The organism is Novosphingobium sp. PhB57 (genome assembly GCF_004342985.1).
GTDB lineage: Bacteria > Pseudomonadota > Alphaproteobacteria > Sphingomonadales > Sphingomonadaceae > Novosphingobium.
The window spans coordinates 772334-794307 of the sequence record NZ_SMBO01000001.1; the positions used below are offsets into that span (position 1 = coordinate 772334).

Here is a 21974-nt window from a genome sequence, read left to right on the forward strand (position 1 = left end):
CCATGAATGCGATGAAGCGAATGTTCGGCCGAAAGCAGGCGGTCGGTCTTCCGCCTCAGCGCCGGGGGCGCAAGCGAGGGTTCGGCTGAACGGTGTCCACCAGCTTCAGGAAGTCGTCGATGCGGATGATCCGTTCGAACTGGAAGCCCGCACGTCCTTCATGCGCCCAGATCAGATGAGCCTCGATCCGGCCGATCACCGGCAGGCGCATCACCAGACGTTCCCCGCGCTCGAGCGGAAGGTCGCCCTGGGACATGAAACCCTGGGCCGAGAGATTGACGATGTGCAGATGCAGGTCGCCCAGTTGGCGGTGCTCCGCAATCACCGGGTAATCGACGGGGTGCCGCGCCGCGCGACGTTTGTCGGTTACAGTGAGCTGCGCTCCTGCAGTCATCTCTATTGCCCCTGTTGTGACCGTGAGCAAGGACAGTGCATCAAAATGGCAAAGAAACGGTAAATTCGTTCGCTTTTTGCCAGTCACAGGCGGCAAAATGTGCCGCTCTTGCGTTAAAGCGCCCCGGTTACGGGAACCGGAGCGCTTCAGTTCAATCATGTTAGCAAACGATTACGTAGTTATGCACCCCTGAGAATTGCGTGCTTCTTCTTGCCAAGACTAAGCTTACGCGTTTCACCGGGGCCCACTTCGATCAGGAACGCCGGATCGTCCATCAGCGCATCGTCGATCTTGACGGCGCCTTCTGCGATCTTGCGCTTGGCTTCGCCATTGGAAGCCGTGAAGCCGAGTTCGGTCAGCGCCGCGCCCAGGCGGATGCCTTCGCCGGTTACGGCCAGGGTCGGCAGGTCATCTCCAAGCCCGCCGCCCGCGAAAGTGGTCTTCGCCGTCGCTTCCGCCGCCACTGCGGCATCCTCGCCGCGGCAGAGCCGGGTCACTTCGTTGGCCAGCACGACCTTGGCATCGTTGATCGCCGCGCCTTCGAGGGTTTCAAGGCGCGCGATCTCGTCCAGCGGCAGGTCGGTGAACAGGCGCAGGAACTTGCCGACATCGCGGTCGTCGCAGTTACGCCAGTATTGCCAGAAGTCGTAGGATGGCAGCATGTCCTCGTTCAGCCAGACCGCGCCGGTAGCGGACTTGCCCATCTTCGCGCCGTCGGCCGTGGTGAGCAGGGGCGTGGTGAGGCCGAAGACTTCCTGACCGTCCATGCGGCGGGACAGCTCGATCCCGTTGACGATATTGCCCCACTGGTCGGAGCCGCCCATCTGCAGACGAACGCCTTCGTTCCGGGAAAGATGGCGGAAGTCGTAGCCTTGCAGGATCATGTAGTTGAATTCGAGGAAGGTCATCGGCTGCTCGCGCTCCAGGCGCAGGCGCACCGAGTCGAAGGACAGCATGCGGTTGACCGTGAAATGCGTACCCACTTCCTGAAGCAGCTGGATGTAGCCGAGCTGCCCCAGCCAGTCGTGGTTGTTGACCATGACGGCATCGGTCGGCCCGTCGCCGAACTTCAGCAGGCGCGAGAAGATCGAGAAGATGCCTTCGATATTGGTGGCGATCGTCTCGTCCGAAAGCATCTTGCGGCTCTCGTCGCGGCCGGTGGGATCGCCGATGCGGGTGGTGCCGCCGCCCATGAGCACGATCGGCTTGTGGCCGGTCTGCTGCAGGCGGCGCAGCATCATGATCTGCACGAGGCTGCCGATATGAAGCGACGCCGCCGTGGCGTCGAAGCCGATATATCCAGGCACGACCTGCTTGGCGGCAAGGGCGTCGAGGCCCTCGGCGTCCGTCATCTGGTGGATGTAGCCGCGCTCTTCGAGCGTGCGGAGCAGGGAGGAATTGTAGGTCATGATGGCCCAGTGCTTCTTGGCTTGGATGGATCGGAGCCCGCGCGCCTAGCACGCGCGAGGCGCAAGATGAAGCGGTTGGTCGCCTTGCGGCGCGTTCCGGCCGAATCCGCATTGCCAGCAGGCGCGCGCGCCCTCTAGGCATGCGCGCATGGCCGAACTGACCTGCCACCCGGCACATCCCTCGCTTCTCGTCCGCTCCATCGAAACCCGCGTGATCGGGTTCGACGCCAGCTGGCTGCGTGTCCGCTGGCGCATTCTGGGCGCGGGCAAAGTCGTGGTTCCGCCATTTGCGGGCAAAGGCAGGGCGGACGATCTCTGGCAGACGACCTGCTTCGAACTGTTCCTGCGCCAGCCGGAAAGCCGCGGCTATACCGAGTTCAACCTTTCGCCTTCCGAGCGCTGGAACGCCTACGATTTCTCCGGCCGACGCGAGGGCATGATCGAGCGCCCGCTCCCGCGCGAGCCGGAATGCGCAATGCGCAAGGGTTCGGACATCGCTGTTTTCGACGCGGCCATTCCGGCAGCGGGCCTCCCGCAAGCCCCGCTTCGCTGCGGCTTCACGGCGGTGATCGAAGAGGAGGGGGGCGTGAAAAGCTACTGGTCGCTTACCCACAGCGCCGATGCGCCGGACTTCCACGATCCGGCTTGCTTCACGCTCGAGCTTGCGGCACCCACCGCCTCATGAAATTCGGTATCGATCGCCTCCTGGCAGACCCAGAACTGCGCGCGCCCCTTGAAGGCAAGCGCGTCGCGCTTGTCGCGCATCCCGCCTCCGTCACCGAGGACCTCGTCCATTCGCTTGATGCGCTGATCGCGGCGGGCATCAACGTGACTTGCGCTTTCGGCCCGCAGCACGGACTGAAGGGCGACAAGCAGGACAACATGGTCGAGACGGCCAATGAGCTGGACCCGGTCTACGGCATCCCCGTCTACAGCCTCTACGGCGAAGTGCGCCGCCCCAGCCCGGAGATGATGGCGGGCGCCGATGTCTTCCTGTTCGACCTGCAGGACCTTGGCTGCCGCATCTACACGTTCGTGACCACGCTGCTCTACCTGCTCGAAGCTGCGGCCGAGCAGGGCAAAGCCGTATGGGTGCTGGATCGTCCCAACCCGGCGGGCCGCCCCGTGGAAGGAACGACCCTGCTGCCGGGGCAGGAAAGCTTCGTCGGTGCGGGACCGATGCCGATGCGGCACGGGCTGACCCTGGGCGAGATGGGGCTCTGGTTCGTGCGCCGCTTCGAACTCGACGTGGAATATCGCGTGATCGAGATGAGCGGATGGGAGCCGGACGGCCCCGGGTTCGGATGGCCGGAGAGCCGCATCTGGATCAATCCCAGCCCCAATGCCGCCAACCTCAACATGGCGCGTGCCTATGCGGGCACCGTCATGCTGGAAGGCGCGACGCTTTCGGAAGGACGCGGCACCACCCGGCCGCTGGAAGTGCTGTTCGGAGCGCCCGATATCGACGCCAAAGCCGTCCTGTCAGCGATGCAGCGGATCGCGCCGGAATGGCTGGCCGGCTGCGCGGTTCGGGAATGCTGGTTCGAACCGACGTTCCACAAGCATGCCGGCACGCTGTGCAGCGGGCTGATGATCCATGCCGAGGGCAAGTTCTACGATCATCATGCCTTCCGGCCCTGGCGCCTCCAGGCGCTGGCATTCAAGGCCATTCGCCAGCTCTATCCCGACTATCCGATCTGGCGGGACTTCCCCTACGAATACGAATTCCAGCGCCTTGCCATCGATGTGATCAACGGCGGTCCGGCGCTGCGCGAATGGGTTGACGACCCTGCCGCGCTGCCTGGCGATCTCGACCTGATCGCCGGCCGGGACGAAGCCGCCTGGAAGGCCGAAATCGCCGATCTCCTGCTTTACTGAGCAGGCGCGAGGCGGGCGGGCGCGTCCGAATAAGCGGGCGGCGGGGTCATCCTGCCGTCCAGGCTGACCAGTACCGGGCAGCCCGCCACTCGCTTGTCAACGGCCTGGATCATTTCAGGCCGGATCACATCAGGCCGGATCGAGGCCGACTTTCCTGGCACAGCAGCACGCGGCGGCCGGCGACCTGCTGCCGCGTTGGCTTGCTGGATCGTCCTATTGCAGGCGGCCTGCGCCGCATCGGCGGTCTCAGGAACCTTGGCCGGGCTGGCGGCCCCTGTCATCGCAGCGATCGTCGTGATCAGAACCAGCTTGTGCATAGTCACGAAGTCCTTCGTCCGTGAACCCACCGGCGGTGTCCGCCGCTTCGGCACGATGATCTGCCCAGCGCGGCAGACAGGCAAGCGCTTTCAGCCCTTCTTGCGGGTGAGCTGCTTCATCGCCGCGTCCAGCCCGTCCAGCGTCAGGGGGAACATCGCCCCGCCCATCAGGTCGCGGACCATGCGGGTCGAACTCGAATAGTTCCACTGATGCTCCGGCGCCGGATTGAGCCACACCGTTGCAGGATAAGTCTGCGCGACGCGGCCGAGCCAGACGGCGCCCGCTTCCTCGTTCATGTGCTCCACCGAACCGCCGGGATGGCTGATCTCGTAGGGACTCATCGCGGCGTCGCCGACGAAGATCACCTTGTAGTCGTGGCCGAACTTGTGAAGCAGGTCCCAGGTCGGCGTGCGCTGCGACCAGCGGCGGCGATTATCCTTCCACACCCCTTCGTAGAGGCAGTTGTGGAAATAGAAGAACTCCATGTTCTTGAATTCGGCGCTGGCGGCGCTGAACAGCTCTTCCATCAGTTCGATATAGGGATCCATCGATCCGCCGACGTCCAGGAAGAGCAGGACCTTGACGGCATTGTGCCGCTCGGGCCGCATGCGGATGTCCAGCCAACCCTGCTTCGCGGTGCCGTGGATCGTTTCCTCAAGGTCCAGTTCCTCGGCAGCGCCTTCGCGCGCGAAGCGGCGGAGACGGCGAAGGGCGACCTTGATGTTGCGGGTGCCGAGTTCACGCGTGTTATCGAGATTGGCGAATTCGCGCTTTTCCCAGACCTTTATGGCCCGGCCATGCCTGGCTTCGCCGCCGATGCGGATACCCTCGGGATTGTAGCCCGAATGGCCGAATGGCGAAGTGCCGTTGGTACCGATCCACTTGTTGCCGCCGGAGTGACGTTTTTCCTGTTCCTCCAGACGCTTCTTGAGCGTCTCCATGATCTCGTCCCAGGAACCGAGCGCCTTGATCTGCTCCATCTCCTCGTCGGAAAAGTAGCGCTCGGCCACTTTGCGCAGCCAATCTTCCGGGATGGCGACAGGTGCTTGGCCATAGTCGCTGAGGGCACCTTTGAAGACCCTCTGGAACACCTGGTCGAAGCGGTCGAGCAGGCCTTCGTCCTTCACGAAAGTAGCGCGGCTGAGAAAGTAGAACGCCTCCGGGGTGCGTTCGATGACATCCCTTTCAAGCGCTTCCAGCAGCACGAGGTGCTCTTTGAGCGAGGCCGGAATGCCCGCCGCGCGCAGTTCCTCGATGAAGTTCAGCAGCATGTGCAACGCTCCCGAAGAGGCCGATCGCGCCCGGGGGCTGCCAGGCGGTGGCGCTTACTCACGTGGAGGGGGGTGACGGCGGGGGCGGTTGGCGCGACCAGGTTTCGAGGGTCTCGTCGAAAATGGCCCATTCCGGCGCGTCTTCGGTCCATATCACCGCTTCCGGCCGCAAGCCGTGACCGGCAGCAAGCGCGCCGAGGCGTATGGTCATCAGATGCGGACGCGCCGAGCTTTGCGCGTAAATCTGGGTGCCGCATTTCGGGCAAAAGTGGAACGTGAGTGTATTGCCGCTTGCCGCAGTCCAGACGGAAGATCCGAGTTCTCCATCCAGCGACACGTCCTCCACCTTGAAGATCGCGTTGTTGGTCGGACCGCCTGCCGCAAGCTGCTGGCACTGGCGGCACCAGCACTGGCGCGTGGCGATGGGCTCGCCCGAAACCGTCAGCGAGACGGTATCGCAGGCACAACTGCCGAGATAGGGAGCGCTCATGGCCGGTCAGTTCCCGCGGCGCGCCATGAAGGCGAGCCTTTCGAACAGCATGACGTCCTGTTCGTTCTTCAGCAAGGCCCCATGCAGCGGTGGGATCGCCTTGGTCGCGTCCTGGTTCTGCAATATCTCCAGCGGCATGTCCTCGCTCAACAGGAGCTTGAGCCAGTCGAGCAGCTCGCTGGTGGAGGGCTTCTTCTTGAGGCCGGGCACTTCGCGCAGCTCGTAGAATACTTCCATCGCCTTCTTCACCAGGGTCTTCTGGATCCCGGGGAAATGCACGTCGACGATGGCCTGCATCGTCTCGCGATCGGGGAACTTGATGTAGTGGAAGAAGCAGCGGCGCAGGAAGGCGTCCGGCAGATCCTTCTCGTTGTTCGAGGTGATGACGACGACCGGCCGCTCGGCGGCGGCGACATGCTCGCCGGTTTCATAAACGTCGAACGCCATGCGGTCGAGTTCGGCCAGGAGGTCGTTGGGAAACTCGATGTCGGCCTTGTCGATCTCGTCGATCAGCAGCACGGGCAGGCGAGGCGAAGTGAACGCCTCCCAGAGCTTGCCCTTGCGGATGTAGTTGTTGATATCGTGGACCCGCGCATCGCCCAGCTGCCCGTCGCGCAGGCGGCCGACCGCGTCGTATTCATAGAGGCCCTGGTGCGCCTTGGTGGTGGACTTCACGTTCCAGGTGATCAGCGGCGCATTCATCGAGGCGGCGATCTGCTCGGCCAGCACGGTCTTGCCGGTGCCGGGCTCTCCCTTCACCAGAAGCGGGCGGCGCAACAGGACGGCGGCGTTCACGGCGACTTTGAGATCGTCCGTGGCGACGTAGCTGCTGGTGCCTTCGAAACGCTGCATGTCCTGTCCCTTCGGCGAAATCCCGGGGCAATTCCTTAACCGCCCGGTTAATCTCTAAGTTTTGCGGCGCAACATGGCAAGCACCGAGGCGCCTACCCCCACCGCGCCATGGACTTAGCCGCCGGGGCGTTGCAGACAGGCGCGATGGGGGCTGAATTCCTGAAACGCATGGATTGGTTGAACGCGCCGCGCGTCGGCGCCTATCTGCGACTGTTTGCCGTGATCAACTTGGTCATGATCGTCTGGCTGGTGGCCACTTCGCACAACGGGGTAGATGCCAACGGCTACTTGCTCGGCAGCGATTTCATTAGTTTCTGGACGACCGGGCACATGCTGGTGGCGCATGGCAATCCCTACGACGGCGCGGCCCATATCGCGGCGCAGCGCACCTATTTCTCGGCCGAAGGCGCCTATACCGCATTCTACTATCCCCCGTCGTTCCTGCCGTTCTGCTGGCCGCTCGGCTGGCTTGCCTATTTCCCCGCGCTGGCTCTCTGGGTGGCCGCGACCGGCGCCTTCTACCTTGCTGCCGTCCGTCGCTGGTGGGCCGGAGCCGGGACGGGTCTCCCGCTCTGGCTCCTGTTTGCGGCCTTTCCTGCCGTGCCCATCGTCGTCACTCACGGACAGACGGCCTTTCTCGTGGCAGGACTGCTCGGCCTTGGCGCATGGCTGGTTCCGACCCGGCCGCTGCTGGCCGGTGCGCTGTTCGGTCTGGCGACGATCAAGCCGCAACTCGGGTTGCTGCTGCCTCTTGTCCTGCTGGCGACCGGGCAATGGCGGGTCATCGCCGCGGCCGGCGCGACGGCGATCGCGCTGGCGCTGCTGTCCGCCGGCGCGTTCGGCCCGCATGCCTGGGCGGACTGGGTGGGCGCAAGCGAGAGGGCCCAGACGGCCATGGCCTATGGCCAGATCGGCTATGGCAAGATGATGAGCCCCTTTGCGGCGCTGCGGCTGCTCGGTGCCCCCATGGCGCTGAGCTACATGGTGCAGGGCGCCGTGACGCTGGCTGCAGCGGTGCTCGTGCTCCAGGCGTCCTGGCGCCGGCAGTGGTCTGCGGGACTGGCGGCGCTGATGCTGGCGGGCGCGCCCCTCGCGACGCCCTACGTCCTCGATTACGATATGGTGATCCTGGCGTTCCCCATGCTCTGGCTTGCAGGAGAGGGCCTCCGCCGCGGTTTTCGCGACTGGGAACGCTGCGCCCTGTTCCTGGCCTTCGCCGGCCCGGCACTGGCCCGGCCGCTGGCGCTCAATCTCCATTTTCCGATCATGCCGCTGGTCCTGGCATTCTTCTTCGTCATAATCTGGCGCCGAGCCGCCCTCGCTTACGAGGCGCGCGCGGCTGTCCCGTCCTGAGGAAGGAACTGCCCCTTGCCCGAGCCAAAGCCCCGCATCGGCCGTAATATCGCTTTGCTGATCGACGCCGATAACGCCTCCCCCGCCAACCTCGACGCGGCGCTGACCATCCTGGGCGATCTCGGCACCGTCAATGTCCGGCGGATCTACGGCAACTGGAGTAAGCCCGCGCTAAAGGGTTGGTCGAAACTGGTCCATCGCCATGCGCTGGAACCGCAGCAACAATTCGACCTGACCAAGGGCAAGAATGCCACCGACATGAAAATGACGATCGACGCCATGGACCTGCTCTATGGCGGGCAAGTGGACGGGTTCGGCATCATGTCGAGCGACAGCGACTTCATGCCGCTTTCGATCCGCATCCGCCAGAACGGCACGCCGGTCTATGGCTTTGGTTCTTCCCGCACGCCCGAAGCCTTTCGCGAGGCTTGCACGCGCTTCATCGATCTCGACGCCTTGCCGGACAGCGACGCCGTGGAAACGGCAAACGAAACCGCCAAGCCCGCGATAGACGAAGAACTGGTCAAATTGCTCGGTGAGGCCTGGAAGGCGAGCAAACGAGACGAGCAGGGCTTCGCCAGCCTCTCCGAAGTCGGCCAGCGCGTGGCCAATCGCTCCAGCTTCGATGCCCGCAGCTACGGTTTTTCCCGATTGTCCGAACTGGTGCAGACACTTCCCAACTTCGCCACGGAAAAACGCGAGAGCGGATTGTTCCTCAAGCGCGTGCGGTGAGGGGGATCGTGGATCTTTCTCAAATTGACTTCCTCGTGGCCACGAATTTAGGCTCCGCTTGAGGGCATTTTTGCCTCTCAGGGGGACTATCGATGAAATCGAAGTATTTGGCAGGCTTTTGCCTGCTGATGGGGGCCGCGTGCGCAAGTCATGCACAATCCACACCGTCCACGGACGCCGCGCCTCTCGCAGCGCCGCAGCACGTGGCGATTGCGCTGGCGCCGGTATCGGACAATGTTCTTCGTGCGGGGATGGAAGTGCCGCTGATCACGCGCGAGGAACTGACGACCAAGAAAAAGGCTCTTCGCGTGGGGCAGCGCGTGCAGATGGAAGTGGCCGCGAATATCGAGCGGAACGGCGTTGTCGTGATACCGGCGGGAACCCCTGCCGTCGCCGAGATCACCGAAGTGCGCAACAAGGGCATGTGGGGCAAGTCCGGGTACATCGGTGCCCGGGTTCTTTCGCTCCGGCTCAATGACCGAAACATCAGGCTGTCCGGCACTTTCGACGATAAAGGCGTTACCGGGACCGGGGGCGTGGTCGCTGCTGTCGCCCTCGTGCCGATCGCCGGATTCCTGACCACCGGGACCAGCGCCTTCATCGCCTCGGGATCGGCGGTCAAAGGCTTCCTTGACGAAGACGTCGCTTATGCGACCGTGGCGAAGGTGATCGAGCCGGTTGCGGTTCCCGCTCCTGCCGAACCGGCCCTGTTGGCGGCGACGCCGGTAGCGGCCAAGTAAGTCGCGATGGATCGGACTGATCGGCGCCTCAGGCGTCGATCAGTTCCGGATCGATTTCGCCCGCACGGTTCTGGATGAACATGAAGCGATGTTCGGGATTGCGGCCCATCAGGCGGTCGACCAGGTCCTTCACCGCGGCGCGGCCCTCGTATTCGGGCGGAAGGGTGATGCGGATCAGCGAGCGACTTTCCGGCGCCATGGTGGTTTCACGCAGCTGTCCGGGGTTCATCTCGCCAAGGCCCTTGAACCGGCCGACTTCCACTTTCTTGTTCTTGAAAACGGTCGCTTCCAGTTCGGCGCGGTGGGCATCGTCGCGGGCATAGGCCGAAGTCGAACCGGCAGTGAGGCGGTAAAGCGGCGGCTGCGCGAGGTAGAGGTGGCCGCGCTTCACGATGTCCGGCATCTCCTGGAAGAAGAAGGTCATCAGCAGCGTGGCGATATGTGCGCCGTCCACGTCGGCGTCGGTCATGATGATCACGCGGTCGTAGCGCAAGTTGTCGGCGTTGCAGTCCTTGCGGGTGCCGCAACCGAGCGCGAGGCCGAGATCGGCGATTTCCGAATTGCCGCGGATCTTGTCGGCCGTGGCGGATGCGACGTTGAGGATCTTGCCGCGGATCGGCAGGATCGCCTGGGTCTTGCGATTGCGCGCCTGCTTGGCCGAGCCGCCTGCCGAATCGCCTTCGACGATGAAGAGTTCGGTTTCGCCCGGGCCTTCGCCCGAACAGTCCGTCAACTTGCCGGGCAGGCGCAGCTTACGGGCATTGGTGGCCGTCTTGCGCTTGACCTCGCGCTCCGCCTTGCGGCGCAGGCGATCGTCCATACGCTCCATCACCGCGCCGAGCAGGGCCTTGCCGCGTTCGAGATTGTCGGTGAGGAAATGGTCGAAGTGATCGCGGATCGCCGCTTCCACGAGGCGGGCGGCCTCGGGACTGGTCAGGCGGTCCTTGGTCTGGCTCTGGAACTGTGGGTCGCGGATGAAGACCGAGAGCATGACTTCGCTGCCGGTCACCACGTCGTCCGGCGTGATGTCCTTGGCCTTCTTGGCCTGGCCCACCAGGTCCGCGAAGGCGCGGATGCCCTTGGTCAGCGCGGCGCGCAGACCCTGTTCGTGCGTGCCGCCATCGGGCGTCGGGATGGTGTTGCAGTACCAGGAATAGGAACCGTCGGAATAGAGCGGCCAGGCGATCGCCCATTCGACGCGGCCCTGTTCGGAGCCGTCATCGCCGCGCGGGAAATCCTGCGTGCCCGAGAAGGCCTGCGTGGTCACGCATTCGCGGGTGCCGATCTGCTCGGCCAGGTGATCGGCCAAGCCGCCGGGGAACTGGAACGTCGCTTCTGCCGGAACGTCGTCCGAAGCCAGCGAGGGCGCGCATTTCCAGCGGATTTCCACGCCGGCAAAGAGGTAGGCCTTGGAGCGAACCAGCTTGAACAGGCGCGCCGGCTTGAACTGCTGGTCGCCGAAAATCTCGGTGTCCGGCGTGAAGCTGACGGCGGTGCCGCGGCGATTGGGCGCCGCGCCGACCTTCTGAAGCGGGCCAAGCGTCTGTCCGCGCGAGAACTCCTGCGCGAAAAGCTCCTTGTTACGGGCCACTTCGACGCGCGTGAGGCTGGAAAGGGCGTTGACCACCGAAATGCCCACGCCGTGCAAGCCGCCCGAAGTGGCATAGGCCTTGCCCGAGAACTTGCCGCCCGAGTGCAGGGTGGAAAGAATGACCTCCAGCGCCGATTTGCCGGGGAACTTGGGATGCTCGTCCACCGGGATGCCGCGGCCGTTGTCGGTGATGGTCAGGCTGTTGCCTTCGTCCAGCGTCACCTCGATGCGGTTGGCGTGTCCGGCGACGGCTTCGTCCATCGCATTGTCGAGCACTTCGGCCGCAAGATGGTGCAGCGCGCGCTCATCGGTGCCGCCGATGTACATGCCGGGACGGCGCCGGACAGGTTCCAGCCCCTCCAGCACTTCGATCGCGGAACCATCGTAGGATTCCCCGCCCGAAGACGGGAGCTTGTCGAACAGGTCATCGGACATGAGCGGGACTATAGGGCGCCTAAACCCGCGATCAAGCACGGGTTTAGGCTTATCCGCAAAGAGATGTTCGCTGTCTGATCCTTTCCACCGGAAAGGGGCGGAATTACTTGGCGAAACCGCTGGGCGCGGCGCTGATGACCTTGACGGCGCCGCCTTCGACCGCCCGCACTTCCAATGCGCGTTCGATCAGGCCGGTGCGGCCGAAGCGGAATGGTCCGTCCACACCCAGGAAGCCGCCGGGATCAAGCATTTCGGTCGTCGGGAAGGCCTTGCCCGGCACCCAGTCGCGCGCGACCCGCAGGGTCAGCAGCACGGAATCGTATCCCAGTGTCGCGATGCGGAACGGTGCGGCGCCGAAGCGGCTGCGATAGCTCTTGGCGAACTGCGCGAAGCGGACGTCGGACACGGTGGAGAACCACGCTCCGTTGAGGGCCGGGCTGGTCGCCAGTTCGCGTTCGCCGCCCCAGAGTTCGGTGCCGAGCAGGCGCACGCCGGCGCCGCCACCGGCCGCGCGGTAGGACACGGCGGCCTTGGCCGAAAGGCTGCCGCTGTCGGCGATGAGCAGCGCGCCATAGCCGGTCTTGGCCTTGATCCGTCCCGCCGCAGCGCTGATCGAGGCCGCCGAGCGATCGTAAGTCTCCATGGCGACGACGGAGCCGCCGCCATCGCGCACCGATGCAAGCAGGGAACTGCTCACGCGTTCGCCATAGTCACCCTTGGGAACGAGTGCGGCGAAAGTGGAGATACCTTTGCCGCGGGCATACGTCACGGTGCGGGCGATCGACTGGCCGGGCAGGTTGCCGATGATGAAGACGTCCCTGGTGGCGGCTTTCTCGTCGTTGGAGAACGAGATCAGCGGCACCTTGGCGGGCTTGGCGACAGCCGCGACCGAGGCGATGTCGTCGGAAAGCAGCGGGCCGAGAATCAGCTTGTTGCCGTCGGCAATGGCGCGGCGCGCGGCCTCGCCGGGATTGGTGCCGGTGTCGTAAGTCGTGATGCGCAGGTTCTTGGCGCCCGTGTCGAGCAGCGCCATGTTCGCTGCATTGGCCAGCGACTGGCCGACGCCGGCATTCGGGCCGGTGGTCGGCACCAGCAGGGCAACGCGGTGACGCTCGGTATCGGTGGGAATTTCGCTTTCGGAAGGCGTCGGAGCGGGCGCGGGGGCCGGCGCAGGGGCCTTGGGTACCACGGCACAGCCCGCCAGAGCTGCCATCGCTGCCGCCGCGAAAAGAGTGCGCCGGTTCAGGCGATCATAGAACATTGCTTGCCGCTCCCATAGTGCTTGGGCCATGAGTCCCTGCGATGGAACACATTCTCACCTCAGGCCTCTACATAGTGGCAACCCCGATTGGCAACCTTGGGGACATTACCTTCCGCGCCGTGGAGATTCTCAAGGGCGTGAGCGCGGTTGCCTGCGAGGATACCCGCATCACCGGAAAGCTGCTGCACCACCTGGGCATCAAGCAGAAGATGATCCGCTACGACGACCACGCGGGCGAGGGCGACCGCGAGCGTCTGCTGGCACTGATGGAAAGCGAGCCGGTTGCGCTCGTCAGCGACGCCGGCACGCCGCTGATCTCCGATCCGGGCTATCGGCTCGTCAAGATCGCGCGGGAGCGGGGCATCCCCGTCACCAGCCTGCCGGGGGCCAATGCCGCGGTCATGGCGATGACGCTCTCGGGCTTGCCGAACGACCGTTTCCTCTTCGCCGGATTCCTGCCCAACAAGGCCAAGGCGCGCGAGACGGTGCTGTCCGACCTTGCGAAAGTCCCGGCCACGCTGATCTTCTACGAGACGGCGCCGCGCCTGGACGATGCGCTGGCAGCGATCGGCGCGGTGCTTCCCGGACGCGAAGTGGCGGTGGCGCGCGAACTGACCAAGAAGTTCGAGGAATGCCGCAGCGGCACGCCTGACGAACTCATCGCCCATTATGCGGCCCATCCTCCGAAGGGCGAGATCGTGCTTCTGGTGGCGCCGCCGGGCGACGAGCCGATCGGTGAAGTCGACGTGGACGCGCTGCTGCGTGCGGAGCTGGCCATCGCCAAGCCGTCGCAGGCGGCGGCCAGCGTGTCCAAGGCCACCGGGCTCGACCGCAAGACGCTTTACGCCCGGGCCATGGAACTCAAGTGAGCCAGGGCCGCGGCAAGTCGCGCGCGGAGGCGGAGCGGCAAGGGCGCCGGGGAGAGGCGCTGGCCGCATGGTACTTGCGGATGACGGGCTGGAGCATCCGGGCGAGGCGCGTGAAGACCGCGCGCGGTGAAGTCGATATCGTGGCCCGCCGCGGAGGGACGCTCTGTTTCGTCGAAGTGAAATGGCGCGCGCGGCGTGCCGATCTCGACACTGCCATCGATCATTACCGCCTGCGCCGCGTGGCCGCCGCCGCCGAGTCCGTCGCGCATCGATACCAGAAGCCGGGCGACAGCTTGCGGATCGACGTATTGCTGCTGGCACCGCGCTGCTGGCCGCGCCGCATCGTCAATGCGTGGCAGCCGGGCGCCTGAATTCCGCCGCAGGGTTTCGGTCCGTCGGCAAAGATGCAGGACTGGCTCGAAACCATTCGCACCCGCCGCCGAATTTGATTAAGCCGCCTTTCCGAAAGATACCGCTCGGTACATATCCGCGAGGACCAGACTTTTCATGACCTTACGCATCGCCGTTCAGATGGACCCGCTGGAATCGATCAAGATCGCGGGCGATTCCTCGTTCGCGCTCATGCTCTCGGCGCAGGCGCGCGGGCACGAACTGTTCCATTACGATGTGCGCACGCTGGCTTATGACGCCTCCTCGGGTGCCGCCGGGCGGCTGACCTGCTGGGGCGCGCCGATCACGGTGCAGCGGGTGGAAGGCGCCCATTTCACACGCGGCGAATATCGCCTGATCGACCTCGTCGCCGATATCGACGTGGTGCTGATGCGGCAGGATCCGCCTTTCGACCTCGGCTACATCACCGCCACCCATCTGCTGGAACGGCTTGCCGGGCAGACCCTGGTGGTCAACGACCCCGTCTCGGTCCGCAATGCGCCCGAGAAGGTCTTCGTGCTCGACTATGCGCGCTTCATGCCGCCGACCTTCATTGCGCGCCGCATCGAGGATGTGCGCCTGTTCCAGCAGCGCAATGTCGAGGCGGGCTTCGGCGGTGACCTCGTGATCAAGCCGCTTCACGGCAATGGCGGCAAGGCGGTGTTCCGCGTGCCCGCCGATGGCAGCAATCTGGGCGCGCTGATCGAGATGTTCGAAAATGCCTGGGTCGAGCCGTTCATGGTCCAGCCTTTCCTCCCCGACGTGGCGGAGGGCGACAAGCGGATCGTGCTGGTCGACGGCGAATTCGCGGGCGCCATCAACCGCAAGCCCGGAGCCGGCGAGTTTCGCTCCAACCTTGCGGTGGGCGGATCGGCGGAGGCCGCCGGCCTCACTTCGGCGGAAGAGGAAATCTGCGCAGCGCTGGGCTCGGAACTCAAGGCACGAGGCCTTGTTTTCGTGGGTATCGACGTGATTGGCGGAAAATGGCTGACCGAAATCAATGTGACCTCGCCGACGGGAATCGTTGCCATCGATCGCTTCAACGGTACCGACACCGGGGCAAAGATCTGGGATGCGATCGAGGCCCGCCACGCCGCGATGTAACCCGGATTTCGCGGGTCGTCCGCAATGATGAATGCAGGCGAACATGAATGAATGGGTTATCTCGCTGATCGAAGGAGGGGGGTACTGGGGTATCCTCCTGCTGATGATGCTCGAGAACATCGTGCCGCCGATCCCCTCGGAGCTTATCATGGGCGTCGCGGGGATCGCCATCGCACATGGGCGCATGGATTTCCTGTCCGTGCTCCTGGCCGGCACTGTCGGCTCGACCTTGGGCAACTACGTGCTGTTCCTAGGCGCCGACCGCCTGGGCTACGAGCGCCTGAAACCCTTCATCGAGCGCTGGGGCCGCTGGCTGACCCTGGAATGGCACGAAGTGGAGCGCGCCGGCACCTTCTTCCGCAAGCACGGGCACTGGGTGGTCTTCCTCCTGCGCTTCATGCCGATGTTCCGGACGATGGTATCGGTCCCCGCAGGCCTTGCGCATATGCGGCATGGCACCTTCCTGCTCTATACCGCTGCCGGCGTGGCGATCTGGAACACGTTGCTGATCCTGGCCGGCCGGTGGCTGGGCCAGCGTTTTGCCCAGGCAGAGGCCTGGATCGGTTGGGCTACACTGGTTCTCGCCGCAGGTGGCGCCGTCTGGTACTTGTGGCGGATCCTCTCCTGGAAGCCTTCAGCCGAGCGCCGATCCAAGTAGATCAGAGCTAACTATTAGTCAGTTTTGTACAAGAGCCAGAGTATCGCACCTAGGTGTTATACCGTAGTCTCTGCTCGCAACCATTTGGGAGCAGGGGTTATGTCCAAGCGATTGGCAGCGGAGTTCTTCGGTACATTCTGGCTCGTCTTCGGCGGCTGCGGTTCGGCAGTGCTGGCAGCGGCCTTTCCCGAACTCGGGATCGGCTTCGCGGGCGTAGCTCTGGCATTCGGCCTGACGGTGCTGACCATGGCTTATGCGGTCGGCTCCATTTCCGGCGGGCATTTCAACCCGGCGGTCTCGCTGGGCATGGCCGTTGGCGGCCGGCTCGACTGGAAGGACCTCGTTCCCTACTGGATCGCCCAGGTGCTGGGCGCAATCCTGGCCGCGGCGGCGCTCTATGCCATCGCCTCGGGCAAGGCCGACTGGACTCCGGGAGGCTTCGCCACCAACGGCTACGGTGCACTGTCGCCCGGCGGTTATGCGCTGTCTTCGGCACTGATGATCGAAACGATCCTGACGGCCGGTTTCATCATCGTCATCCTCGGCTCGACCTCGAAGATCGCCCCCGCCGGTTTCGGACCGCTGGCGATCGGCCTGTGCCTGACGCTGATCCATCTCATCTCGATCCCGGTCACCAATACATCGGTCAATCCGGCGCGGTCGACCGGCGTGGCGCTCTTTGCAGAAACGGCCGCCCTCGGGCAGCTGTGGGTGTTCTGGGTGGCGCCGCTGGTCGGCGCGGCGATCGGCGCCCTGATCTGGCGCGGTCTGCTGGCGCCGCATGAGGGCGCGCTCTAAAACGCGCTTCGGCCAGGCAAGCTCCTGACATCCGCGGGGGGCGGGGCTGAACACGCCCCGTCCCCCGCAGCGTTTCAGCCCTGTTCGCGCGGATGGGCGTTACGATAGACGTCCAGCAGCGTCGCGGCATCGACCTTGGTATATATCTGCGTCGAACCCAGGCTTACATGGCCGAGCAGTTCCTGCAGGCTCCTCAGGTCGGCGCCCGCGCCCAGCAAATGCGTGGCGAAGCTGTGGCGCAAGGCGTGCGGCGTGGCGCTGTCCGGCAGCCCGAGCACGATCCGGGCGCGCGCGACCGCCTTCTGCACCATGCCTTGCGACAGGGCTCCGCCTTTGGCGCCCCGAAAGATCGGCTCGTCCGCCTTCATCGGCCAGGGGCATTTGTCGAGATAATCGGCCACGCCCTCGCGCACGATGGGCAGGAGCGGAACCATGCGCTGCTTGCCGCCCTTGCCGGTAACCACCAGAGTCTCGCCCAGCGGCAGCGCGGCTCCGGCGATGGACAGGGCTTCGGCGATGCGCATGCCGGCGCCGTAGAGAAGGAGCAGAACGGCACGATCGCGCGCGCCGATCCACGGCTCGCGGGCATCTTCTTCGACCATGGCGGCCAGGTTGACCGCTTCGTCCGGCGTGACCGGGCGTGGCAGTCCCTTCTTGACCCGCGGTCCGCGAAGGCGCGGCGCGGCGGCGTGAGCAACGCCGGCCTGCTCGCGCGCAAAGGACAGGAAGCTCTTGAGCGCCGAGAGTTCGCGAGCGGCCGAACTGTTGCCGATTCCGTCCTCACGCCGGGCGGCGAGGTGAACGCGCAAGTCGGCCGCCTCAAGACGCGCCAGCGAGGCCCAGTCGCAGGCCCTGGCACCGTCGATCAACCGGGCGGCCGTGGTGATATAGGCGCGTACCGTGTGGGGGCTGCGGCGGCGTCCATTGCCGAGATGGTTGCCCCAGGCTTCGAGCAGGTCCGCTTTGGTCGTGCCCGTTGGCGGGTTCACGGCTCGACGAGGTCCACGGGCACAATCTCACCCAGCAAGCCATCGAGCAGCGGCATGCCGTCCTCGGTGACGTGGAGACGCGTGCCCTCGCGGCGGACCAGGCCCTGCTTCTCGTAGAAAGCGGCCTTGCCGGGATCGCAGAGCTGCGCGGCATCCAGTCCGAATCGGGCCGCAAGCGCATCGAGGTCCACGCCTTCGCGCAGGCGCAGGCCCATGAGCATGGCTTCGCTCGCCTGTTCGCGGCGTCCGAGATCGCGGACTTCGTTGATCCCCTGGGCGTGCAGATCGATGGCTTCGAGCCAGTTTTCGGGCTTGCGGTGGCGCGTCGTAGCCACGCCGCCGCGCCGCCCGTGCGCGCCGGGGCCGATGCCGCAATAGTCCTGATAGCGCCAATAAGTCAGGTTATGGCGGCTTTCCTCGCCGGGCCGGGCATGATTGCTGATTTCGTAGGCCGGCAGTCCCGCCGCGGCCGTCATCTCGCGCGTCAGCGCGAACATGTCGGCACAGGCGTCTTCGTCCAGCGGAGCGAATTCCTGCTGGCGCACCATCGTGGCGAACTTCGTGCCGGGTTCGATGGTGAGCTGGTAGAGCGAGAGGTGGCCCGTGCCGTAAGAGAGGGCGTGGGCGAGTTCTGCCTGCCACTGGTCGAGGCTCTGGCCGGGCCGCGCGTAGATCAGGTCGAAGCTGACGCGCGAGAAGTTCTGCTGCGCCACTTCAAGCGCCTTCAGCCCTTCCTGCGCATCGTGCAGCCGGCCCAGGAACCGCAAGGTCTGGTTGTCGAGCGCCTGGAGCCCCAGCGAGACACGGTTGACCCCCGCCGCCGCAAGAGCCGCATAATTGCCGGCTTCCACCGAGGAGGGATTGCCCTCCAGAGTGATCTCGATCGCTTGCGAAAAGCCCCAGAGCTTCTCGGCCTCGTCCAGCAGTCGCGCGACGAGGGCAGGGGGCATCAACGAAGGCGTGCCGCCGCCGAAGAAGATGGAATCGAGCCGCTCGCCGCCCGCAACCGCGTGTTCGTGGCGCATGTCGGCGAGCAGGCCCGCTTCCCAGCGTTCGATCTCCACCCGCTCGCGGACATGGCTGTTGAAGTCGCAATAGGGGCACTTTGCGAGGCAGAACGGCCAGTGAATATAGAGCGCGCGGGCCATCGTGACAGATTAGCCCGGGAACTGCTCCGCGACCAGCTTGGCGAAAGCATCGGCGCGGTGGCTGATCTCGTGCTTCTTCTCTGGCGCGATCTCGGCGAAAGTCTGGTCGAGGCCGTCAGGCACGAAGCAGGGATCGTAGCCGAAGCCCAGCTTGCCGCGCGGCGGCCAGGTGAAGGTGCCGTTGGAGCGACCTTCGTAAACGGCTTCCGCCCCATCGGGCCAGGCGATCGCGAGCACGCAGGAAAACCAGCAGGAACGGTCGACATCCTGGCCTTGCTCGCAGAGCAGACCCTCGACCTTGCCCATCGCCATGAACCAGTCGCGGCCTTCCCAGGCCTTGCCGGGCTCGCCCTCGAACCACTGCCGCTCGGCCCAATCGGCGGTGTAGACGCCGGGCCTTCCGCCCAGCGCCGTCACCGACATGCCGCTATCGTCCGCCAGTGCGGGAAGCTGCGCTGCCTTGGCGGCCGCGTGGGCCTTGAGCAGCGCGTTCTCCACGAACGTCGTGCCCGTCTCCTCCGGCTCGGGCAGGCCGAGTTCGCCGGCGGAAACGCACTCGATCCCGAACGGCGCGAGCAGGGCGCCGATTTCCCGGAGCTTGCCCGCATTGTGCGTGGCAATCACGAGACGTTCGCCCTGGAGGCGGCGATTGCTCACCGGCCGACGGCCTTGGCCTGGGCGGCGAAGATCCGGTCGCAGCCGATGCGGGCCAGGCGCAGGAGGCGCAGCAGGCCTTCCTCGTCATAAGTCGCGCCTTCGGCGGTTGCCTGGGCCTCGGCGATCATGCCGCCTTCGATCAGCACGAAGTTGGCATCGGCATCGGCCGAGCTGTCTTCGATATAGTCGAGGTCGAGCACCGGCGTACCCTCGCAGATGCCGCAGGAGATCGCGGCGACGCGGGCGTTGATCGGATCTTCCTTGATCTTGCCTTCGGCCATCAGCTTGTCGACGGCCAGGCGCAGCGCGACCCAGGCGCCCGAGATGGAGGCGGTGCGGGTGCCGCCATCGGCCTGGAGCACGTCACAGTCGAGCACGATCTGGCGCTCGCCGAGCTTCTTCATGTCGACCACGGCGCGCAAGCTGCGGCCGATCAGGCGCTGGATTTCCTGGGTGCGGCCCGACTGCTTGCCCTTGGCGGCTTCGCGGCTGCCACGGGTGTGAGTGGCGCGGGGCAGCATCGAGTATTCGGCGGTGACCCAGCCTTCGCCCTTGCCGCGAAGGAACGGCGGAACCTTTTCCTCGACCGAAGCGGTGACGAGCACACGAGTATCACCGAAGGAAATCAACACCGAGCCTTCGGCGTGCTTGGTGAAACCGGTCTGGATGTCGATAGCGCGCATCTCGTCGGGCGTACGGCCGGAAGGTCGCATGGAGGTTCCTTTGGTCTAAAATTGCCTGCGCCCCCTAGAGCATTTTCCGCCCCGGTGGAAACACCTGAGCGCGTGGAAAATGCGACAATCGAGTGTATCCAAGGGAAAAAGCGCGATAGTCGCCCCGACATCGCGCCATGGGACTTGAGGCCTTGGCGGCAATCCCTAAGTTGAGGACGAATGCCGACACCACCCATCCTAGAACTGACCGACCGCGCGCGCGAGATTTTCCGCCTCGTCGTGGAGGGCTATATCGCCACCGGAAGCCCGGTCGGCTCGAAGGTCCTGGCCGGGCCGGGCGGCGTGAAATTGTCCTCGGCATCGATCCGTTCGGTCCTGGCCGACCTCGAATCGCTGGGACTGCTGGCCGCCCCCCACATAAGCGCGGCACGCCTGCCGACCGAGGCCGGGCTGCGCCTGTTCGTGGACGGCATCATGCAAGTGGCGGAACCGACCGCCGAGGAACGGCTCGCCATCGAGAGCCGGATTGCCGCGCCGGGGCCGATCGAGGCCGCGCTGGAGGCGACCAGCGCCTTGCTGTCGAACCTCACGTCGGGCGCCGGCGTAGTCATGGTGCCGCGCCGCGAGCCGCGTCTGATGCACTTGCAGATCGTTCCGCTCGGCCCCGGCCGGGCGCTGGCGGTGCTCGTGGGCGAAGAAGGCGCGGTGGAGAACCGGATCATCGAACTGCCCGCCAGTCTGCCGCCCGGCGCGCTGGAGGAAGCCTCGAACTACATCACCGCCCATCTCGCCGGCCGCACCCTGGGTGAGGCGGCCCGGGCGATGCGGTCCGACATCGCTACCGGCAAGTCGGCGCTCGATACGGCCAGCCGCGACCTCGTGGAGCGCGGCCTTGCCGTGTGGAGCGAGGATGCGACCGCCCGGCCGGTGCTGATCGTGCGCGGGCAGGCCAATCTCCTCGACGAATCGGCGCTTTCCGATCTCGAACGCGTCCGCTCGCTGCTTGATGACCTGGAAAACAAGCAGTCCGTCGCCGAGTTGCTGGAGACGGCGCGCGAGGCGGATTCGACCAGGATATTCATCGGATCGGAAAACCGGCTTTTCGCGCTTTCCGGCTCCTCGGTCATCGCTTCGCCCTATCGGGATCGCGAGGGCAGGGTCGTCGGCGTAGTGGGGGTAATCGGCCCGACTCGGTTGAATTATGCGCGCGTCGTCCCCATGGTGGACTTCACTGCCCAGAGCCTGGGCAAGCTCATCGGATAGTTGGAACCTTACAATAATGACTGACGACAAGACCCAGCCGCCAGAGGGTCAGACTGTAGATCCCGCCATCGCGGAAGAACTGAAGGGCGTGCCCGAAGACATGATCGACAGCGATAAGGACGGCGGTGAAATCGCCAAGCTCCGCGAGGAACTGGAAATCGCCAAGCAGGACGTGCTTTACGCCCGTGCCGAGACCCAGAACGTGCGCCGCCGCCTTGAAAAGGACGTGGCCGACACCCGCGCCTATGCCGCGACCGGCTTTGCCCGCGACATTCTCTCGGTGGCGGACAACCTGTCCCGCGCGCTCTCCTCGATCCCGGGCGAACTGCGCGAGGACGAGAAGCTGAAGGGCATCGTCGCCGGCATCGAAGCGACTGGCCGCGAGATCGAGAAGGTGTTCACCAACCACGGCATCACCCGCATCGCCGCGATGGGCATGCCGCTCGACCCGAACCAGCACCAGGCGATGATCGAGGTTCCCTCGGCCGATGTCGAGCCGGGCACGGTCGTCCAGGAACTCCAGGCCGGTTATATGATCAAGGACCGCCTGCTGCGTCCTGCCATGGTGGCAGTGGCGAAGAAGCCGGACTGATCCGGCTTTCCTGATCCCTGTTACCCGCCGTGCCCGCTGTTGGTCTTCAAGGTTCGTCAAGGCCTTGAGAGACGAACGGGGGCACGGTGTCGTTCGTTTGCAGGGCCT

At 65.1% G+C, this 21974-nt stretch carries 24 protein-coding genes; 12 read left to right on the top strand and 12 right to left on the bottom strand.

The window, feature by feature from the left end:
- Positions 1-55: 55 nt before the first annotated feature.
- Together EDF58_RS03475 and tyrS are read right to left on the bottom strand one after the other, a co-directional pair.
- A complete protein-coding gene (locus EDF58_RS03475; RefSeq protein ID WP_132264087.1) occupies positions 56-394 on the bottom strand; it encodes a PilZ domain-containing protein in 339 nt (112 codons plus the stop codon).
- A gap of 179 nt (positions 395-573) precedes the next feature.
- Positions 574-1803 (bottom strand): tyrosine--tRNA ligase, encoded by a 1230-nt coding sequence (tyrS, locus tag EDF58_RS03480; protein ID WP_132262691.1) that lies wholly within the window; start codon positions 1801-1803, stop codon positions 574-576.
- A 148-nt stretch (positions 1804-1951) separates the two neighbouring features.
- On the opposite strand from tyrS, the gene EDF58_RS03485 reads away from it, so the two are divergent.
- Together EDF58_RS03485 and EDF58_RS03490 are read left to right on the top strand one after the other, a co-directional pair.
- Positions 1952-2488 (top strand): DOMON-like domain-containing protein, encoded by a 537-nt coding sequence (locus EDF58_RS03485; protein WP_132262693.1) that lies wholly within the window; start codon positions 1952-1954, stop codon positions 2486-2488.
- A complete protein-coding gene (locus tag EDF58_RS03490) occupies positions 2485-3681 on the top strand; it encodes a DUF1343 domain-containing protein (RefSeq protein ID WP_132262695.1) in 1197 nt (398 codons plus the stop codon). Before EDF58_RS03485 ends, EDF58_RS03490 begins: the two co-directional genes overlap by 4 nt.
- On the opposite strand, the gene EDF58_RS03495 is transcribed toward EDF58_RS03490, so the two are convergent.
- The 4 genes from EDF58_RS03495 to EDF58_RS03510 all read right to left on the bottom strand — a co-directional run bounded on the left by EDF58_RS03495 (position 3675) and on the right by EDF58_RS03510 (position 6612).
- Positions 3675-3998 carry a hypothetical protein gene (locus EDF58_RS03495; protein WP_132262697.1) on the bottom strand — a complete coding sequence of 108 codons (324 nt, stop codon included), beginning with the start codon at positions 3996-3998 and terminating at the stop codon, positions 3675-3677. The two genes, EDF58_RS03490 and EDF58_RS03495, sit on opposite strands and share 7 nt — an antisense overlap.
- A 90-nt stretch (positions 3999-4088) precedes the next feature.
- The gene (locus tag EDF58_RS03500) at positions 4089-5270 is read right to left on the bottom strand and encodes a VWA domain-containing protein (protein ID WP_132262699.1); all 1182 of its coding nucleotides are present in this window, start codon (positions 5268-5270) and stop codon (positions 4089-4091) included.
- Between the two features lie 58 nt (positions 5271-5328).
- Positions 5329-5760 carry a GFA family protein gene (locus EDF58_RS03505; protein ID WP_132262701.1) on the bottom strand — a complete coding sequence of 144 codons (432 nt, stop codon included), beginning with the start codon at positions 5758-5760 and terminating at the stop codon, positions 5329-5331.
- A gap of 6 nt (positions 5761-5766) precedes the next feature.
- Positions 5767-6612 (bottom strand): MoxR family ATPase, encoded by an 846-nt coding sequence (locus EDF58_RS03510; protein WP_132262703.1) that lies wholly within the window; start codon positions 6610-6612, stop codon positions 5767-5769.
- Between the two features lie 168 nt (positions 6613-6780).
- On the opposite strand from EDF58_RS03510, the gene EDF58_RS03515 reads away from it, so the two are divergent.
- The 3 genes from EDF58_RS03515 (at position 6781) to EDF58_RS03525 (ending at position 9437) form a co-directional block, all read left to right on the top strand.
- Entirely contained in the window at positions 6781-7965 is a 1185-nt protein-coding gene (locus EDF58_RS03515; RefSeq protein WP_243654120.1) for a glycosyltransferase family 87 protein, read from the top strand.
- A 15-nt stretch (positions 7966-7980) separates the two neighbouring features.
- Positions 7981-8697, top strand: coding sequence for an NYN domain-containing protein (locus EDF58_RS03520; protein WP_132262707.1), 717 nt, complete (start codon positions 7981-7983; stop codon positions 8695-8697).
- Between the two features lie 203 nt (positions 8698-8900).
- Complete coding sequence (locus EDF58_RS03525) at positions 8901-9437, top strand: hypothetical protein (protein WP_132262709.1); 537 nt, start codon at positions 8901-8903, stop codon at positions 9435-9437.
- 28 nt (positions 9438-9465) lie between these two features.
- Here EDF58_RS03525 and parE read toward each other — a convergent pair whose 3' ends face one another.
- Both parE and EDF58_RS03535 read right to left on the bottom strand, forming a co-directional pair.
- The gene (gene parE, locus EDF58_RS03530) at positions 9466-11463 is read right to left on the bottom strand and encodes a DNA topoisomerase IV subunit B (protein ID WP_132262711.1); all 1998 of its coding nucleotides are present in this window, start codon (positions 11461-11463) and stop codon (positions 9466-9468) included.
- A 103-nt stretch (positions 11464-11566) separates the two neighbouring features.
- Complete coding sequence (locus tag EDF58_RS03535) at positions 11567-12724, bottom strand: penicillin-binding protein activator (protein WP_132262713.1); 1158 nt, start codon at positions 12722-12724, stop codon at positions 11567-11569.
- A 41-nt stretch (positions 12725-12765) separates the two neighbouring features.
- On the opposite strand from EDF58_RS03535, the gene rsmI reads away from it, so the two are divergent.
- From rsmI to aqpZ, 5 genes are all read left to right on the top strand, one after another.
- The gene (gene rsmI / locus EDF58_RS03540; RefSeq protein WP_132262715.1) at positions 12766-13593 is read left to right on the top strand and encodes a 16S rRNA (cytidine(1402)-2'-O)-methyltransferase; all 828 of its coding nucleotides are present in this window, start codon (positions 12766-12768) and stop codon (positions 13591-13593) included.
- Positions 13590-13964: a YraN family protein gene (locus EDF58_RS03545; protein ID WP_132262717.1), complete on the top strand. Its 375-nt coding sequence runs from the start codon at positions 13590-13592 to the stop codon at positions 13962-13964. Before rsmI ends, EDF58_RS03545 begins: the two co-directional genes overlap by 4 nt.
- Before the next feature lie 136 nt (positions 13965-14100).
- The gene (gene gshB / locus EDF58_RS03550; protein WP_132262719.1) at positions 14101-15087 is read left to right on the top strand and encodes a glutathione synthase; all 987 of its coding nucleotides are present in this window, start codon (positions 14101-14103) and stop codon (positions 15085-15087) included.
- Between the two features lie 43 nt (positions 15088-15130).
- Positions 15131-15745: a DedA family protein gene (locus EDF58_RS03555; RefSeq protein WP_132262721.1), complete on the top strand. Its 615-nt coding sequence runs from the start codon at positions 15131-15133 to the stop codon at positions 15743-15745.
- A 99-nt stretch (positions 15746-15844) separates the two neighbouring features.
- A complete protein-coding gene (gene aqpZ, locus EDF58_RS03560; RefSeq protein ID WP_132262723.1) occupies positions 15845-16543 on the top strand; it encodes an aquaporin Z in 699 nt (232 codons plus the stop codon).
- 74 nt (positions 16544-16617) lie between these two features.
- On the opposite strand, the gene EDF58_RS03565 is transcribed toward aqpZ, so the two are convergent.
- Genes EDF58_RS03565 through rph form a run of 4 tightly spaced genes read right to left on the bottom strand, consistent with a single transcriptional unit; the run spans position 16618 to position 20050 of the window.
- Positions 16618-17532, bottom strand: a complete 915-nt coding sequence (locus tag EDF58_RS03565) for a tyrosine recombinase XerC (RefSeq protein WP_132262725.1) — start codon at positions 17530-17532, stop codon at positions 16618-16620.
- Positions 17529-18680: a radical SAM family heme chaperone HemW gene (gene hemW / locus EDF58_RS03570; RefSeq protein ID WP_132262727.1), complete on the bottom strand. Its 1152-nt coding sequence runs from the start codon at positions 18678-18680 to the stop codon at positions 17529-17531. The genes EDF58_RS03565 and hemW overlap by 4 nt, the downstream gene beginning before the upstream one ends.
- 9 nt (positions 18681-18689) lie before the next feature.
- Entirely contained in the window at positions 18690-19337 is a 648-nt protein-coding gene (gene rdgB, locus EDF58_RS03575; RefSeq protein WP_132262729.1) for an RdgB/HAM1 family non-canonical purine NTP pyrophosphatase, read from the bottom strand.
- Positions 19334-20050 carry a ribonuclease PH gene (gene rph, locus EDF58_RS03580; RefSeq protein ID WP_132262731.1) on the bottom strand — a complete coding sequence of 239 codons (717 nt, stop codon included), beginning with the start codon at positions 20048-20050 and terminating at the stop codon, positions 19334-19336. The genes rdgB and rph overlap by 4 nt, the downstream gene beginning before the upstream one ends.
- A 180-nt stretch (positions 20051-20230) precedes the next feature.
- On the opposite strand from rph, the gene hrcA reads away from it, so the two are divergent.
- Complete coding sequence (hrcA, locus tag EDF58_RS03585; RefSeq protein ID WP_132262733.1) at positions 20231-21274, top strand: heat-inducible transcriptional repressor HrcA; 1044 nt, start codon at positions 20231-20233, stop codon at positions 21272-21274.
- A gap of 16 nt (positions 21275-21290) precedes the next feature.
- Positions 21291-21866 carry a nucleotide exchange factor GrpE gene (gene grpE, locus EDF58_RS03590; protein ID WP_132262735.1) on the top strand — a complete coding sequence of 192 codons (576 nt, stop codon included), beginning with the start codon at positions 21291-21293 and terminating at the stop codon, positions 21864-21866.
- Positions 21867-21974 lie beyond the last annotated feature (108 nt).